15 protein-coding genes are annotated in these 14,525 nt (G+C 69.1%); 6 read left to right on the top strand and 9 right to left on the bottom strand.

Translation table 11 applies throughout. The features are described 5' to 3' along the window. Positions 1-67: 67 nt before the first annotated feature. Both VPA02S_RS06230 and VPA02S_RS06225 read right to left on the bottom strand, forming a co-directional pair. Positions 68-1,525: a TRAP transporter large permease subunit gene (locus tag VPA02S_RS06230; RefSeq protein WP_062362898.1), complete on the bottom strand. Its 1,458-nt coding sequence runs from the start codon at positions 1,523-1,525 to the stop codon at positions 68-70. Between the two features lie 10 nt (positions 1,526-1,535). After that, on the bottom strand, positions 1,536-2,060 hold the full coding sequence (locus VPA02S_RS06225) for a C4-dicarboxylate ABC transporter substrate-binding protein (RefSeq protein ID WP_062362895.1): 525 nt from the start codon (positions 2,058-2,060) through the stop codon (positions 1,536-1,538). A 95-nt stretch (positions 2,061-2,155) separates the two neighbouring features. Here VPA02S_RS06225 and VPA02S_RS06220 point away from each other — a divergent pair, with 95 nt between their 5' ends. Next, entirely contained in the window at positions 2,156-2,719 is a 564-nt protein-coding gene (locus VPA02S_RS06220) for a putative glycolipid-binding domain-containing protein (protein WP_012746475.1), read from the top strand. After that, complete coding sequence (locus VPA02S_RS06215) at positions 2,719-4,089, top strand: alpha/beta hydrolase (protein WP_062362890.1); 1,371 nt, start codon at positions 2,719-2,721, stop codon at positions 4,087-4,089. The genes VPA02S_RS06220 and VPA02S_RS06215 overlap by 1 nt, the downstream gene beginning before the upstream one ends. Positions 4,090-4,117: 28 nt before the next feature. Here VPA02S_RS06215 and VPA02S_RS06210 read toward each other — a convergent pair whose 3' ends face one another. The 4 genes from VPA02S_RS06210 to VPA02S_RS06195 all read right to left on the bottom strand — a co-directional run bounded on the left by VPA02S_RS06210 (position 4,118) and on the right by VPA02S_RS06195 (position 8,354). Continuing rightward, positions 4,118-5,455 (bottom strand): MFS family transporter, encoded by a 1,338-nt coding sequence (locus VPA02S_RS06210; RefSeq protein ID WP_062362887.1) that lies wholly within the window; start codon positions 5,453-5,455, stop codon positions 4,118-4,120. Between the two features lie 106 nt (positions 5,456-5,561). Next, positions 5,562-6,719 carry an alpha-hydroxy acid oxidase gene (locus VPA02S_RS06205; RefSeq protein ID WP_062362884.1) on the bottom strand — a complete coding sequence of 386 codons (1,158 nt, stop codon included), beginning with the start codon at positions 6,717-6,719 and terminating at the stop codon, positions 5,562-5,564. Positions 6,720-6,857: 138 nt separating this feature from the next. Next, positions 6,858-7,742 (bottom strand): LysR substrate-binding domain-containing protein, encoded by an 885-nt coding sequence (locus VPA02S_RS06200; protein ID WP_062362881.1) that lies wholly within the window; start codon positions 7,740-7,742, stop codon positions 6,858-6,860. Between the two features lie 21 nt (positions 7,743-7,763). Next, entirely contained in the window at positions 7,764-8,354 is a 591-nt protein-coding gene (locus VPA02S_RS06195; RefSeq protein ID WP_062362879.1) for a TetR/AcrR family transcriptional regulator, read from the bottom strand. Between the two features lie 85 nt (positions 8,355-8,439). Here VPA02S_RS06195 and VPA02S_RS06190 point away from each other — a divergent pair, with 85 nt between their 5' ends. Both VPA02S_RS06190 and cynS read left to right on the top strand, forming a co-directional pair. Continuing rightward, complete coding sequence (locus VPA02S_RS06190) at positions 8,440-8,865, top strand: nuclear transport factor 2 family protein (protein ID WP_012746481.1); 426 nt, start codon at positions 8,440-8,442, stop codon at positions 8,863-8,865. 78 nt (positions 8,866-8,943) lie between these two features. Continuing rightward, positions 8,944-9,387, top strand: a complete 444-nt coding sequence (cynS, locus tag VPA02S_RS06185; RefSeq protein ID WP_062362876.1) for a cyanase — start codon at positions 8,944-8,946, stop codon at positions 9,385-9,387. 21 nt (positions 9,388-9,408) lie between these two features. On the opposite strand, the gene VPA02S_RS06180 is transcribed toward cynS, so the two are convergent. Both VPA02S_RS06180 and VPA02S_RS06175 read right to left on the bottom strand, forming a co-directional pair. Beyond that, positions 9,409-10,161 (bottom strand): SDR family oxidoreductase, encoded by a 753-nt coding sequence (locus VPA02S_RS06180; RefSeq protein ID WP_062362873.1) that lies wholly within the window; start codon positions 10,159-10,161, stop codon positions 9,409-9,411. Between the two features lie 88 nt (positions 10,162-10,249). Further along, positions 10,250-11,713 (bottom strand): aminotransferase-like domain-containing protein, encoded by a 1,464-nt coding sequence (locus VPA02S_RS06175; protein ID WP_062362870.1) that lies wholly within the window; start codon positions 11,711-11,713, stop codon positions 10,250-10,252. A gap of 134 nt (positions 11,714-11,847) precedes the next feature. Here VPA02S_RS06175 and VPA02S_RS06170 point away from each other — a divergent pair, with 134 nt between their 5' ends. Continuing rightward, positions 11,848-12,981, top strand: coding sequence for a pyridoxal phosphate-dependent aminotransferase (locus VPA02S_RS06170; RefSeq protein ID WP_062362867.1), 1,134 nt, complete (start codon positions 11,848-11,850; stop codon positions 12,979-12,981). A gap of 6 nt (positions 12,982-12,987) precedes the next feature. Here VPA02S_RS06170 and VPA02S_RS06165 read toward each other — a convergent pair whose 3' ends face one another. Beyond that, the gene (locus VPA02S_RS06165) at positions 12,988-13,578 is read right to left on the bottom strand and encodes an NADPH-dependent FMN reductase (protein WP_018903213.1); all 591 of its coding nucleotides are present in this window, start codon (positions 13,576-13,578) and stop codon (positions 12,988-12,990) included. A 122-nt stretch (positions 13,579-13,700) separates the two neighbouring features. On the opposite strand from VPA02S_RS06165, the gene VPA02S_RS06160 reads away from it, so the two are divergent. Then, positions 13,701-14,498 (top strand): hypothetical protein, encoded by a 798-nt coding sequence (locus VPA02S_RS06160; RefSeq protein ID WP_018903214.1) that lies wholly within the window; start codon positions 13,701-13,703, stop codon positions 14,496-14,498. Positions 14,499-14,525 lie beyond the last annotated feature (27 nt).

The raw sequence follows: 14,525 nt of genomic DNA, 5'->3' as shown, positions 1-14,525 counted from the left end.
GTCGGGCGGACGATGTTAGCCCGAGGCGCAGCCGCGCACTCTGCGGCATGTCCGGCGCGCATTCTTCTCAGGGCGGCGGCACCATGTCACGCATGAGCTTGTCCAGCGCTTCGTCGCTCATCTGCTCGGCCGGCGCCAGCGCAGTCGGCGAAGTGCGCAGCCAGCGCGTGGTCACGGGCAGCGCCATCACCAGCGCGGCCACGGTGGCGAGCACCGCGAGGTAAGGCGCGAGCGCGCGCGCGACGGCGGCCGCAGGCGGCCGCGGCGCGACCTGGCCGCGCGCGAGCACCAGCGCATAGCCGAAGGGCGGCAGCAGGAAGCCCGCCTGCAGCACCAGCAGGGTCAGCTCGGCGATCCATGCTGCATCGTCGAGCTGTGCGAGCACGGGCGGCATCACGATGGGAACGATCAGGAAGATCAGCTCGAAGGCATCGAGCACGAAGGCGAAGGCCAGCAGAACGGCCAGCACCACGCCCAATCCCGCCATAGGGTGGCCCTGCAGCGACAGCACGAGCCGTGCAATCAGCCCGTCGGTGCCGAAGCCGCGCAGCAGCAGAGAGAAGGTGGTGGCCGCCACCAGCAGCGCATACAGCGCGCCGGTGAGCGCCATGGCATCGTCGAGCACCTGCCACAGCACCGGGCGCGTGAGCTGGCGCGACGCCAGGCCCCAGCCGAGCAGCAGCACGCCGGCCGCGGCCGCGCCTTCGACCGCGCGCACCTTGCCGAGCGTGACCAGCACCAGCAGTGTGCCGATCAGCAGGGGCACGAGCAGCAGCGTCCAGCCCTCGCGCCGGTTCAATGGCTCCCGTTGCACCGGCGGCCGCGGCTTGCGCCGTGCGCCGAACCACGCCACCGCGAGCCAGCCGGCCAGCAGGACGGCGGCGGGTACCAGTGCCGCCTGCAGGATGTCCTGCGTGTTGACGATGCGGTTCGCGGCGCCGGCGGCGGCCGTCGGGAGCCCCAGCTCGCGGGCCATGTTCGTCCCTTCGGTGTGGGCGCGCAGCATCGCGTCGCCGAGCAGCAGCAGCACGAGCGAGGGCGGCACGCTCACGCCCAGCGTACTGGTGAGGGCCACGAGTGCGGTGCGCTGGGCCGGGGGCACTCCCTCGCGCGCCCAGCCTTCGCCCGCGGTGCGCGCCAGGGTGAGCAGGCTGGCGCCGACCGAGCCGTTCATCGGTGCGAGCATCAGGCCCAGCAGCATGCCTGCGAGTTCGGGCGCGGCCCGCGGTGTGATGCGTGCGAGCACCTTGCGCAGGCCGGTGTACAGGTGCTCGGCCAGGGCCAGCCGGTTGAGCAGCGCACCGACCAGCCCATACAGTGCCAGCGCCTGCAGCAGATCGTGCTCGAGCAGGCCGACGATGCGCCAGGGCAGGTTTTGCAGCAGCGCCAGGTCGAAGGCACCGAGCGCGAGGCCCGCAACAGCGCCCAGCGAGCATACGCCGAGCAGCACGGCGTAGGTCGGCCAGCCGGTGGCCATCATCAGCACCAGGGCCAGCGCAAGCAGGGCGAGTCCGGTCCATGCCATGGCGTTGCCTTTACGACCGCCGCCGCTCGCACCAGAGGTCGAGCGCGCCCTGCACCGCCAGCAGCGCCGCGAGCAGAAGCAGCGCAACCTTGATCATGAAGTAGCCCGGATTGAAGGTGTCGGGAAAGCGTTCCAGCGCCGTCACCGCATCCGCGACCGGCACCGCGGCGCTGCAGACCAGGAACAGCGCCCAGGGCAGCACGCACAGTGCCGCGCCGGTGCGGCGCAGCCGCGCGATGCGGCTCGTGGTGTCGGCCGCGAGGTCGGGCCGCGCCACCAGGTGCGCACCGCGCCGCCCGGCATGCCGCAGCGCCACCGCCACGTAGAGCGCGAACAGCCACTGCGCGAGATCGTTGGCCTGCGTCGGCCCGCTGCCGGATCGAGTCAGGTCGCGCAGCGGCCATTGCACGAAGAGCAGCAGCGCGATCGCAATGGCCAGCGGCATCGCGGCGCGATCGATCAGGTCCAGCACGCGCAGCGATGGCGGCGCTGAAGGCGAATCGGTCGGTTCGGGATGTTCCGGCGGGAGCGTCATGTCGCGGGCAACCCTATCGCCGCAACCTGACCGCCACCTGCGGCAAAAAGGGCACGGCTTGCGCTCGGCGGCATGCCGGTGCCATCATCCGCGCCATGCAGACAGTTTCCTCCATCCTGTGGCGCAGGCTCGATGCACCGGGCCATGACGCCTGCCGGCTCGAGCGCAACGCGACCGCGTGGCAGCTCGACGGCGCCGCCGTGTTCCGCCTCGAGGACGGCCGCATCGGCCAGCTGCACTACCGCGTGCGCTGCGACCTGCACTGGCACACGCAGTGGGGCACCGTGCGCGGCTGGCTCGGCGGCAGCGCCATCGACCTGGCCATTGCCCGCGATGCGCGCGGCCACTGGAAGCTCAACGACGAGGCGGTGCCCGACCTGTCGCACTGCACCGACCTCGACCTGGGCTTCACGCCCGCCACCAACCTGCTGCAGCTGCGCCGGCTCAACCTGGCAAAGGGCGAGGGCGCCGATGCGCCGGCCGCCTGGGTCGACTTGGACGGCGGCGGCGTGCTCAGCGAGCTGATGCAGCGCTACGAGCGAACCGCGGACGACGCCTATGCCTACGAGGCCAAGCGCTTCGACTACGCGGCTACCCTGCGCGTCACGCAGGACGGCTTCGTGCGCGACTACCCGGGCCTCTGGAGCGCCGAAGCCTGATGGTCGCCACGGCATTGATGACCCACAGCAAACCACTTCTTCGCACCTTCGCCTTCGCGCTGCTCGGCACCATGGCCGCGCTGTCGGCCGAGGCCGCCGCCTGGGGCCCCAGGCCCACGGCCTGCCCGGCGCCGGTGCCCGCGCAAACGCGCTGCTACACCGGTGCCGATGGCGCCGGCGCGCTCTACTGGATTGCCATACCGCAGGCGTGGAACCGCGTGCTCGTGATGCACGCCCATGGCGGCCCCGAGACCGGCCCGCCCAGGCTCGAGCGCAGCGAGGAAGACCTGAAGCGCTGGGCCGTCACCGTGAAGGCCGGCTACGCATGGGCCGGCTCCACCTACCGCCGCGGCGGCTACGGCGTGACCATGGCCGCGGAGGACACCGAGCGTCTGCGCCGCATCTTCGTGCAGCGCTTCGGCCCACCGCGGCGCACGCTGCTGCATGGCCAGAGCTACGGCGCGGGCGTGGCCGCGAAGGCGGCCGAACTCTATGCACCGGCCGGCGATGCCAAGAGCCCGTACGACGGCCTGCTGCTCACCAGCGGCGTGCTCGGCGGCGGCAACAGCGCCTACGACTTCCGGCTCGACCTGCGCGTGGTCTACCAGTACGTGTGCCGCAACCATCCCAAGCCCGACGAGCCGCAATACCCGCTGTGGCAGGGCCTGCCGATGGACTCGAAGCTCACGCGCGCCGAGCTGGCCGCGCGCGTCAAGGAATGCACCGGCGTCGGCCTGCCCGCGGCGCAGCGCACGCCCGAGCAGGCCGCGCGGCTCAAGACCATCCTGTCGGTGGTGAAGATCCAGGAGCGCTCGCTGCTGGGGCACCTGAACTGGGCCACCTGGCTGTTCCAGGACCTGGTGCAGCAGCGCCTGGGCGGACGCAACCCCTTCGGCAACATCGGCGTGGCCTACCAGGGCTCGGCCGACGATGCGGCGCTGAATGCCGGCGTGGCGCGCTATGCGGCCGACCCGCAGGCCAAGGGCGCTCTCGCCGCCGACAGCCAGCCCACCGGCCGCACCGCGCTGCCCACCGTGGCGCTGCATGCCATCGACGACCCCACCGCTTTCGTCGAGCTCGAGAACGCCTACCGGCGCATCCGCGATGCCGCGGGCACGGGCGGCACGCTGGTGCAGAGCTTCAGTGCCGAGCGCGAGCACAGCTACCTGAGCGATTCGGAATACCCGGCGCTCTTCGAAGCCTTGATGGACTGGATCGACAAGGGCGAGAAGCCCACGCCCGCAAGCCTGGCGCAGCGCTGCGCGGCGCTGATGCCGCGCTACGGCACCGACGGCAGGAACGGCTGCCACATCAAGCCCGAATGGCAGGCGCCGGCGCTCGAAACCCGCGTGCCCGTGCGGGCTCCTTGAGCGAGGCGAGGCAGCAAGCGGCGCAGGCTCAGTGGTCGCGGTGCAGGTAGCTCGCCTGCCGCGGCAGCCGCAGGCTCACGAGGAAGGCGATCACCATCATCGCGGTCACGTACCAGAAGAAGGCCGATTCGTGGCCCAGCGACTTGAGCCCCAGCGCCACGTACTCGGCCGAGCCGCCGAAGATCGCGTTGGCCACGGCGTAGGCCAGGCCCACGCCCAGCGCGCGCACCTCGGGCGGAAACATCTCGGCCTTCACGATGCCGCTGATCGAGGTGTAGAAGCTCACGATCGCCAGCGCCGCGATGATCAGCGCGAAGGCGGCCACGGCGTTGGTGGTGTGCTGCAGTGCCGTGAGGATCGGCACCGTGGCCAGCGCGCCGAGCCCGCCGAACAGCAGCATGTTGTTGCGCCGTCCGATGCGGTCCGACAGTGCGCCGAACAGCGGCTGCATGCACATGTAGAGGAAGAGCGCGCCGGTCATCACGTAGCTGGCGGTCTTGATCGGCAGGTGCACCGTGTTCACCAGGTACTTCTGCATGTAGGTGGTGAAGGTGTAGAAGATCAGCGAGCCGCCGGCCGTGAAGCCCAGCACCGTCAGGAAGGCCGGCATGTGGTGCTTGAAGAGCCCGGTCATGCTGCCGGCCTCCTTGTTGGCCTTGGCTTCGGCGCTTTGCGTCTCGTGCAGCGTGCGCCGCAGCAGCAGCGCCACCACCGCGGCCACCGCGCCGATGACGAACGGAATGCGCCAGCCCCAGGCCTTGAGCTCGGCTTCGGTGAGCAGCTGCTCGAGCACCACGATCACCAGCACCGCCAGCAGCTGCCCGCCAATCAGCGTGACGTACTGGAACGACGAGTAGAAGCCGCGCTGCCCGCGCAGCGCGACCTCGCTCATGTAGGTGGCGGTGGTGCCGTATTCGCCGCCCACCGACAGGCCCTGGAACAGGCGGCAGACCAGCAGCAGGAACGGCGCCCAGGCACCGATCTGCGCATAGGTGGGCAGGAAGGCAATCACCAGCGAGCCGCCGCACATCATCGACACCGAGATCAGCAGCGAGGTCTTGCGCCCGACCCTGTCCGCAATGCGCCCGAACAGCCAGCCGCCGATCGGCCGCATCAGGAAGCCCGCCGCGAACACGCCGGCGGTGTTCAGCAGTTGCACCGTCGGGTCCGACTTGGGAAAGAACGACGACGCGAAATACAGCGCCGAGAAGGCATACACGTAGAAGTCGAACCACTCGACCAGGTTGCCCGACGAGGCCGCCATGATCGAGAAGACGCGGTGGCGTTTTTCTTCTGCCGTGTAGTGGGGAGGGGGTGGCGATGCGAGGGCCGATGAGCTCCCCGGATTGGAAGTGGCTGCGCTCATGATGCGTTGTGCCGCCCGTGCAGGCGATGTTGTTGGAAGCAACATTTTCTGCACCCGCGCATATGTGCGCTGTCAGCCAGCGCCGCAAGCCTGATGCCCGAGGGGTTTAGAAGCTGCCCGGCAGCAGGATGCTCGAATCCACCTTTTCGATGTCGGTGCGTCCGCAAAAGGCCATGGTGATGTCGAGTTCCTTGTGGATGATCTGCAGCGCGCGCGTCACGCCGGCCTGGCCATGGGCACCCAGGCCGTAGAGAAAGCTGCGGCCGATCAGCGTGCCGCGGGCGCCGAGTGCGCGCGCCTTGAGCACGTCCTGGCCGCTGCGGATGCCGCCGTCCATCCACACCTCGATCTCGCGGCCCACGGCATCGACGATGGCGGGCAGTGCCGCGATGGAAGAGGGCGCGCCGTCGAGCTGGCGCCCGCCGTGGTTGGAGACGATGAGAGCGTCGGCGCCGCTCGCGGCGGCCAGGCGCGCGTCTTCCACGTCCATGATGCCCTTGAGGATCAGCTTGCCGCCCCAGCGCTTCTTGATCCATTCGACGTCGGCCCAGCTGAGCGCGGGGTCGAACTGCTCGGCCGTCCAGGACGACAGCGACGACAGGTCCTTCACGCCCTTGGCATGGCCCGCGATGTTGCCGAAGGTGCGGCGCCTGGTGCCGAGCATGCCCAGGCACCAGTGCGGCTTGGTCGCCAGGTTGATCATGTTGGCGAGGGTCGGCTTGGGCGGCGTCGACAGGCCGTTCTTGATGTCCTTGTGGCGCTGGCCGAGGATCTGCAGGTCGAGCGTGAGCTGCAGCGCAGACACGTTCGCGGCCCGGGCTCGCTCGATCAGGCGCTCGATGAAGTCGCGGTCCTTCATCACGTAGAGCTGGAACCAGAACGGATGCCGGCCGGTGTGCTCGGCAATGTCCTCGAGCGAGCAGATGCTCATGGTCGAGAGCGTGAACGGAATGCCGAAGGCCTTGGCCGCGCGCGCGCCCAGGATCTCGCCGTCGGCATGCTGCATGCCCGTGAGGCCGGTGGGCGCAATGGCCACGGGCATCGCAACGTCCTGCCCGATCATGGTGGAGCGCGTGGAGCGGCCCTCCATGTTCACGGCCACGCGCTGGCGCAGCTTGATCTTCTGGAAGTCGCTCTCGTTGGCGCGGTAGGTGCTTTCGGTCCACGCGCCGGAATCGGCGTAGTCGTAGAACATCTTCGGCACACGCCGCTTGGCGATCACCCGCAGGTCTTCGATGCAGGTGATCTTGGAAAGGTCGGCCACGGGGGAGTCTCCTGGGTAGTCTCTGTTGTTCGATCGCGCGAGCGGGGATTATGGACACGCTCCGCCGCGGGCCGAGTGTGGCGTCCGGATGGGACCCCGATCTGAAAAATACCCGGGCCGGACCTGAAAAGAATTCAGTCAGTCCCGCAGCGCCTGCCGCAGCCATTCGACGAAGGTCGCGCACTCCCAGCGCTCCATCGCCCCCGGCCGCCAGCACAGGAAGTAGGCGTTGGGCGAGGGCACGCTCTCTGCCGAAAGCCGCACGAGGCGCCCGTTCTCCAGCCAGGCGCTGCCGAGCTTCAGGTGCATCAGCACCACGCCGAAGTCTTCGGCCGCGGCATCGAGCGCCAGGCCCAGGTCGTTGAACTGGTGGCCCGTGGCCGGCTCCGGCAGGCCGATGCCGCGGGCCTTGAACCAGGTGCGCCACGACTCGAGCGGCGTGCGCAGCAGCTGCACGCGCGAGGCCTCGGCATCGGTCGCAAAGCCGTCGAACGGCCCGTGGCGCTGCAGGTACGCCGGGCTGCAGGCGGGCGCGACGTCATCGGCCAGCAATTGGCAGAACTCGCGGTCGTGAAAAGGCCCGGTGCCGAAGCGCAGTTCCAGGTCGGCCTCTTCGGCCGTCATGTTGCGCACCGGCATGGTCACCTGCAGCATCAGCTCGATGTTCGGATAGGCATCGCGAAACCGCGCGAGCCGGGGCAGCAGCATCTGGCGGGAGAAGGTGGGCGTCACTGCCACGCGCAGCCGGCGCACCTGCGATGCGGGCTCGCGGCCGGGCACCCGCTGCAGCGCCGCAATGGCCTCGCGCACGCGGGCCAGGTAGGCCATGCCGTCGGCGCTCAGGCCGAAGTCGTTGCCTGTGAAAAGCCTGAGTTCGAGCAGCGTCTCGAGCTGGCGGATGCGGTGGCTCACCGCGCTGGGCGTGACGCTGAGCTCTTCCGCTGCGAGGTTCACGCTGCGCAGGCGCGCCACGGCCTCGAAGGCCTGCAGGCCCTGCGTGGAGGGAAGTCGCGTCGATGCCATGGGTGTTTTCCGGGAGCGATCTTATCGATGCAGCGTGGCGGCCAGTGCCTCGAGCAGGCGCCGCAGGTCGTCGACGGCTTCGCGCGCCAGCGCGGCGCCGCCCATCTGCGCTTTGACGATGGCACCGTCGACACCCAGCGCCGCGGCCTGGGCGAGCGCCATGCGCGCGGGCAAGGCCGCGGGCAGCAGGCCGGCAATGACTTCCACCATCTCGCGCTTGTGTTCGCGCGCGCGCTCGGCGGCGCCCTCCACGCTGCCGCCCACCTCGGCCACCGCGTTGATGAAGGCGCAGCCGCGAAAGGCCGCGTCGGCGAACCATTCGGCCATCGCGTCGGCGAGCAGCAGCAGGGCCCCGGCATTGCCGGCGCGTTCGTGCGCGCCGCGGCGCCCCAGTGCATCGACGAACCATGCCATCCATCGTGCATGCCGGTGATCGAGAAAGGCGCGCACCAGGTCGTCCTTCGATGGGAAGTGCCGGTAGAAGGTGACCTTGGTGACGCCCGATGCGGCAATGACGCGGTCGATGCCGGTGGCGCGGATGCCGTCGGCATAGAAGAGGTCGTGCGCGGTGAGCAGGATGCGTTCGCGCGCGGGCAGTGCGGAGATGTCCATGGCGCGATTGTAGGCATGTAGACAGGTCTGTCTACGTGTGGCACATTGCGGGCCTTCGCCATCCCTCATTCAACGAAAGACCGCCATGGAATCCCGCCCGCCGCTGCCTCCCTTCACCCTCGAAACCGCAACGAAGAAGGTGCAGGCCGCCGAAGACGCCTGGAACACGCGCGACCCGGTGCGCGTGAGCCTGGCCTACACGCCCGACACCGAATGGCGCAACCGCGCCGACTTCGTCAACGGCCGCGAGCAGGTGGTGCAATTCCTCACCCGCAAATGGGAGCGCGAGCACGACTACCGCCTGAAGAAGTCGCTCTGGGCCTTCATGGACAACCGCATCGCGGTGCGCTTCGAGTACGAATGGCACGACGCGGCCGGGCAATGGTTCCGCAGCCACGGCAACGAGAACTGGGAATTCGCCGAGAACGGCCTGATGCAGCGGCGCTTCGCGAGCATCAACGACCAGCCCATTGCCGAGTCGGAGCGCAAGTTCCGCTGGGAACGCGTATGAGGGCCGCGGTCCGATGCCGATCGCCCGGCACGGCTGTTGCTTGCTGCGGGTGACACACCCCATCAGGAGCAAACCCGCATGAACCGCAACGACGTCACCGAGAAAATCATCACCGTGAAGGTGTCCAAGGGCATCCAGTGGGCCGACGTGGCAAAGAAGGTCGGCCTCTCCAAGGAGTGGACCACCGCCGCCTGCCTCGGCCAGATGACGCTCGACGACAAGCAGGCCAAGGTCGTGGGCAAGATTTTCGGCCTCACGGCCGCAGAGCAGAAGTGGCTCCAGGTGGTGCCCTACAAGGGCTCGCTGCCCACGCCGGTGCCGACCGATCCGCTCATCTACCGCTGGTACGAGGTGGTGAGCGTGTATGGCACCACCATCAAGGAACTGATCCATGAAGAATTCGGCGACGGCATCATGAGCGCGATCGACTTCAGCATGGACATCCAGCGCCAGGCCGACCCCAAGGGCGACCGCGTCAACGTGGTGCTGTCGGGCAAGTTCCTGCCCTACAAGACCTACTGACGCGGTCCCTCGGAACGAACCTCAGAACGCCGCGTGCTCGGCCGGCCTTGGGCGCCACGCGGGGCGCCGCGGGGCCGAGATGCTGCTGCCCTCGATGGCGCCCGCAATCGAGCGGGCCACGGCCTCCGCGGGCACTGCGATGCGCCGCCGCGTGACCATGCGCTCGAAGCTGCTGCAGGCTGCGATGCGGTCGGCCAGCGTGCTGTCCGCCTCGCTCACGTCGGGGCGCACCACCGTCACGCGTACCTTCCCTGCATGCTCCTGCCGCAGGCCCTCGGAGATGGCGTCCACCGCATACTGCGTGCCGCAATACACGGCCGAGTTCGGCGACACGCCCTGCGCGGGCACCGGCGCCACGTTGACGATGTGGCCCCAGCCCTGTTCCTGCATGGTCGGCAGCACCGCCGCAATGCCCAGCAGCACGCCGCGCAGGTTGACGTCGAGCATCAGCTCCCATTCGTCGACCTTGCGCGTCCACAGCGGCGACAGCGGCATCACGCCCGCGGCGTTCACCAGCACGTCGATGCGGTCGTGCGTTTCGAGTGCGAATTCGGCAAATGCTTCCACGTCGGGCCGGTAGGTGACGTCCAGCCGCTGGAAGTGCGCGGTGCCGCCGGCGGCGGCGATTTCTTCGGCCAGCGCTTCGAGCCGGTCGGTGCGGCGCGCGCCGAGCACCACCTTGGCGCCGCGCCGCGCCAGGAGCCGCGCGGCCGCCGCGCCGATGCCACCACTTGCGCCCGTGATGAGGACGACTTTTTCCTGGATTGCGCTCATGAGACTCTCCTCGTGCGATGGGTGTGGACCATGGCGCAACACTGCGCCGGGCATGGAGGCAAGTCTCTCGCGGATGGGGCCTCGGGCGTTATCCGGATCGAACAGGCTTCTTGCCTGATCCTGCAAGACCTGCGGTCCGGCCCGCCATGGCGCCGAGCGTGCGCAGGCCCTTCTCGATGCGCGCGTCCCAGCCGTGGCCGCCGCTCAGGCGCAGGCAGTGGGCGTACTTGCCGCTGGCCGAGAACACCACGCCGGGCGCAAAGCAGATGCGTTTCTCCAGCGCCTGCGCAAACAGGAGCCGCGTGTCCGCGGGCTCGGGCAGTTCGACCCACAGCACGAAGTTGCCGGCCGGCCTCGACACCTTGGTGCCCGGCGGGAACGCCTGCTCGATCACCCGCGTCATGCGGGCCAGCGTGTCGGCGAACTCGCGCCGGACGCGGCGCAGGTGGCGGTCGTAGTCGCCGTTCGACAGGAAGGTGGCGAGCGCCACCTGCGTCAGCACCGGCGTCGCCAGGCTGGTGGCGAACTTGGTTTCGAGCACGCGGGCCATGTGGCGGCGCGTGGCGATCCAGCCGATGCGGTAGCCCGGCGCGAGCGTCTTGGAGAAGGAGCCGCAATAGATGACGTTGTCGTGCGTGTCGAGCGCGCTGAAGGGCAGAGGCCGCTCCTCGCCGAAATGGACGTCGCCGTACACGTCGTCCTCGATCAGCGGCACGCCGTGTTCGGCCAGGATGCGCAGCACGGCGCGCTTGTTCTCTTCGGGCATGGTGCAGCCGAGCGGATTGCTGAAGCTCGACGCCAGCACGCAGGCGCGCACCTTGCCCGAGGCCACGACCTCGCGCAGCGCATCGACCGCGACGCCGGTGTCCGCATCGGTCGGCAGCTCGACCACCTTCAGTCTCTTTGCGCGCAGCACCTGCAACAGCCCGAAGTAGGTCGGCGATTCGATGGCGACCGTGTCGCCCGGCTCCGTGACCGCATCGAGCGCGAGCGCCAGCGCCTCGGTGCAGCCGCAGGTGATGGCGATGTCGTCGGGTGCCAGCGCCTGTCCGAAGCGCAGCGCGCGGCGCGCGATCTCCAGCCGCAGCGACATCTCGCCGTGCGGCGGCGAGTAGGTGTTGCACTGGCTGCCCTTCACGCGGGCCGTGCGGGCCAGCACGAGGTCGAGCCTGGAGGAAGACAGCAGCCGCTGGTTGGGAATGGCGCAGCCGAGCGGCACGAAGGCTTCGTCCGACGCGTGCTTCAGCAGGTCGAGCATGAGGCCCGACAGCTCCACCTTGGCGGGCCGGATCGAATGGCGCGCGGTGGTGGGCACGGGCAGGGCGGGCGGCGGCTTGGCGACGTAGTAGCCCGACTGCGGCCGCACTTCGAGGATGCCGCGGTCTTCGAGCAGGCGGTAGGCCTGCACCGCGGTGCTCAGGCTGGTGCGCTGCTGCGTGCTGATCTCGCGCAGCGAAGGCGCCCGCGCACCCGGCTTCAGCGTGCCGCGGCCGGCCAGGCCGGCCACGAAATCGGCAATTTCTTCATAGCGGAACCGGGGAGATTGCGACACGGATCACTCCTGCTGGCGTGGATGGCACTGCACCCAACTGTACTGCACCAAATTTCAGAAAAGTGTGGCTGTTATCGACGGTCATGAAACTGCAACATCGGAGCCATCGACAGCAACGGATCAAGCGGCAGTTCATGGCACGGTTTCCCGACAACGAAATCATTTCCCTCGTCAGCAAGGCACCGCGCTTCGACCTTGCCGAAAGCGTGGGGCCGAGCGTGCGGCTGTCGGAACTGGCGGACATGGCCTTCGGCGAGGATGCGGATTTTTCGCTGGACTACGGCACCGCGGCCGGCAGCTCCGCCCTGCGCCAGGAAATCGCGAACGAGCATGGCGTCGAGGCCGACGACGTGGTGGTCACGGTCGGCGGTGCCCACGCGCTGTTCCTCATCGCCTTCACGCTGTGCCAGGCGGGCGACGAAGCCGTGGTGGCCGAGCCGGTGTTTCCGTTGGCGCGCAACGCGCTGGCCGCCGTCGGCGCCACCACGCGCGCGCTGCCGCTCGCTTTCGACACCGGCTACCGCATCGACCTGGACGCGCTGCGCCAGCTGCTCTCCCCGAAGACCAGGGTGCTGAGCCTGGCCTCGCCGCAGAACCCTTCGGGCGTCGCGATTCCGTCGCAGACCTTGCGCGAGATCGTGGCGATGCTGGCCGAACTTGCGCCGAAGGCCTGGCTCGTGATCGACGAGACCTACCGCGAGGCGGCCTATGGCGACGCCGCCGCGGTGCCCCCTGCTGCCGGGCTGGGGGACCGGGTGATCTCGGTGTCCTCGCTGTCCAAGTGCCATGGTTCGGCGGGCCTGCGCATCGGCTGGGCCATCACGCGCGACGCGGCGCTGCGCCAGGCGCTGGTCACGGCGAAGTTCAGCACGGTGATCTCGTGCTCGCCGGTCGACGAGGCGCTTGCGCTGGCCGTGTTCAGGCAGCGCGACCGGATCATCGGCGAGCGGCGCAAGCTCCTCGCGCAAAACCTGCAGCTCACCGAGGCCTGGGTGTCGCGCCATGCCAGCCACATCGAGTGGGTGCGCCCGGACGCCGGGGCGCTGTGCTGCATGCGGCTCAGGCGCGAGCTCTTCGACGCCGCGGCCGTCGAGCGCTTCTATGCGGCGCTGGCCAGGTACAGCACGCGCGTCGCGCCCGGTCCGTGGTTCGGCGACGACCCGCTGGTGTTCCGGCTGGGCTTCGGCCTGCCGACGCTCACGCAGCTGGCGATTGCGCTGGAGTGCGTGTCGGTGGCGCTGACGGAGGCTGCGAAGGCGGGTGTCTAGGGTCGCTCAATAAGGCGGCGCCTTGCGCGCCCGCTGCGCGCGCGCCGCCTCGGTCCACCATGCCAGGTCGTCCGCGAACCTTCCGAATGAGCGATCGAGCGATTCGCCCGCGCTGCCGGTGGGCTTGCCGCTCGCATCGAGCGTCTGCGAGATCGGGCCGATGGCCAATGTGCTCGACACCACGACCATGCCCATCTCCGACAAAACCGAATGCCACACGGTGCCCGAGCGCACGCCCGAGAACCGGCCGGCCGAATAGCTCGCGATGGCGGCGGGGCGCCAGAACCATTCCTCGAGGAAGTGGTCGGTCAGGTTCTTCAGGCCGGGCTGCGGGCCCCAGTTGTATTCGCCGGTCACGAAGACGAAAGCATCCGCGCCGCGTATCTTCTGCGCCAGCGCTTCCATCGCCGCGGGCGCGGTGCCGGGGGGATATTCCTTGTACATGCGGTCGAGCATCGGCAGGCCGACGGCCTTGGCGTCGATCAGTTCGGCCTCGGCGCCGCGCGCATCGAGGCCCGCCACCAGGTAGTCGGCCAGGCGGATGCCCATGCGGTCCGAGCGGTACGAGCCATAGAACACCAGGATCCTGTCAGCCATCTCTGCTCCGTTCGAGGCCGGAATGGCCCGCGTGAATGAACGAACGAAGGCTACAGCATCGACCCGCCCGCACCGCAATTGGTTGCAGCAAGTTCCGGGCGGGCTGGCTACCATGCCGGTCCATGAACCCGCTGCCCATTCTTCGCACCGCCGCCCTGCCGATGTTCGCCCTGCTGCTTGCGGGGCCTGCGGGCGCCGCGCCGTCGGCGCAGCTTTTCGATGCGGTCAAGAAGCCGGAGTCGCTCGATGCGGACTGGCGCGCGCAGCTTTGTGCGCTGTTGCCGCAGCCCTGCGATCCGCAGGCGCTGGGCCTGTACCGGCCGCGCGGCGGCGCAGCGGGCGACTACGCGGTGTTCTCGGGCGAGCCGCTGGCCATGGCGCGCGTCAAGCGCATCGCGGGCACAGGCGCGTGGCAGCTGAACCGCCTGCACGACTTCAGCGGCTATGCGGCCGCATTGCTGAAGAAGGCGGCCGACCCGGCCACCGCGGACGCACGCATTTCGCTGGCGCCGGCGCTCTATCCGCTGGCCGAAGGGCAGTGGGCCGTGGCGGTGCTCCAGACCGTGTCGGAGATGTACTCGGGCGGCGGTGCTTCGTTCAGCAAGGCCGACTTCGTTCCGCTCGAGGATGCGAGCCGCGCCGTGCATGAAGGCATTCCTTTTTCGTGCTCGAAGATGGTCCGCGCCTGCTTCAGCGAAAAGGAATACAAGCAGTCGAAGCACTGCCACGACGAAAGCAGCGGCAGCCTTCGCATCAGCTACGGCGAACCCGCGAACCCGGGTGGAGCCTACGCCTGGCAGTACACCTGGCTGCAGAGCGAATGGCCGCAGAACACGCCGGCCAGCGAGACCACCACCACGCGCCTGCACTTCACGGCCCGGACCACCGAAAGGGCGAGCTTCTGCGGCGGACCGCAGTAGGCGGCAGCGCCGCGCGCTCTTCTCTTC

The sequence above is a fragment of the Variovorax paradoxus NBRC 15149 genome (assembly GCF_001591365.1).
Lineage (GTDB): Bacteria > Pseudomonadota > Gammaproteobacteria > Burkholderiales > Burkholderiaceae_C > Variovorax > Variovorax paradoxus.
The sequence above is the reverse complement of the archived record's forward strand: the minus strand, read 5'-3'. Positions and strand labels throughout refer to the sequence as shown.

What these genes read in the sequence shown, in the direction of transcription:
- VPA02S_RS06170 (WP_062362867.1), top strand. Translation starts at nt 11,848, where the DNA reads ATGGCACGGTTTCCCGACAACGAAATCATTTCCCTCGTCAGCAAGGCA.
- VPA02S_RS06200 (WP_062362881.1), bottom strand. Translation starts at nt 7,742, where the DNA reads ATGGCATCGACGCGACTTCCCTCCACGCAGGGCCTGCAGGCCTTCGAG.
- VPA02S_RS06220 (WP_012746475.1), top strand. Translation starts at nt 2,156, where the DNA reads ATGCAGACAGTTTCCTCCATCCTGTGGCGCAGGCTCGATGCACCGGGC.
- VPA02S_RS06215 (WP_062362890.1), top strand. Translation starts at nt 2,719, where the DNA reads ATGGTCGCCACGGCATTGATGACCCACAGCAAACCACTTCTTCGCACC.
- cynS (WP_062362876.1), top strand. Translation starts at nt 8,944, where the DNA reads ATGAACCGCAACGACGTCACCGAGAAAATCATCACCGTGAAGGTGTCC.
- VPA02S_RS06210 (WP_062362887.1), bottom strand. Translation starts at nt 5,455, where the DNA reads ATGAGCGCAGCCACTTCCAATCCGGGGAGCTCATCGGCCCTCGCATCG.
- VPA02S_RS06180 (WP_062362873.1), bottom strand. Translation starts at nt 10,161, where the DNA reads ATGAGCGCAATCCAGGAAAAAGTCGTCCTCATCACGGGCGCAAGTGGT.
- VPA02S_RS06230 (WP_062362898.1), bottom strand. Translation starts at nt 1,525, where the DNA reads ATGGCATGGACCGGACTCGCCCTGCTTGCGCTGGCCCTGGTGCTGATG.
- VPA02S_RS06225 (WP_062362895.1), bottom strand. Translation starts at nt 2,060, where the DNA reads ATGACGCTCCCGCCGGAACATCCCGAACCGACCGATTCGCCTTCAGCG.
- VPA02S_RS06160 (WP_018903214.1), top strand. Translation starts at nt 13,701, where the DNA reads ATGAACCCGCTGCCCATTCTTCGCACCGCCGCCCTGCCGATGTTCGCC.
- VPA02S_RS06165 (WP_018903213.1), bottom strand. Translation starts at nt 13,578, where the DNA reads ATGGCTGACAGGATCCTGGTGTTCTATGGCTCGTACCGCTCGGACCGC.
- VPA02S_RS06195 (WP_062362879.1), bottom strand. Translation starts at nt 8,354, where the DNA reads ATGGACATCTCCGCACTGCCCGCGCGCGAACGCATCCTGCTCACCGCG.
- VPA02S_RS06190 (WP_012746481.1), top strand. Translation starts at nt 8,440, where the DNA reads ATGGAATCCCGCCCGCCGCTGCCTCCCTTCACCCTCGAAACCGCAACG.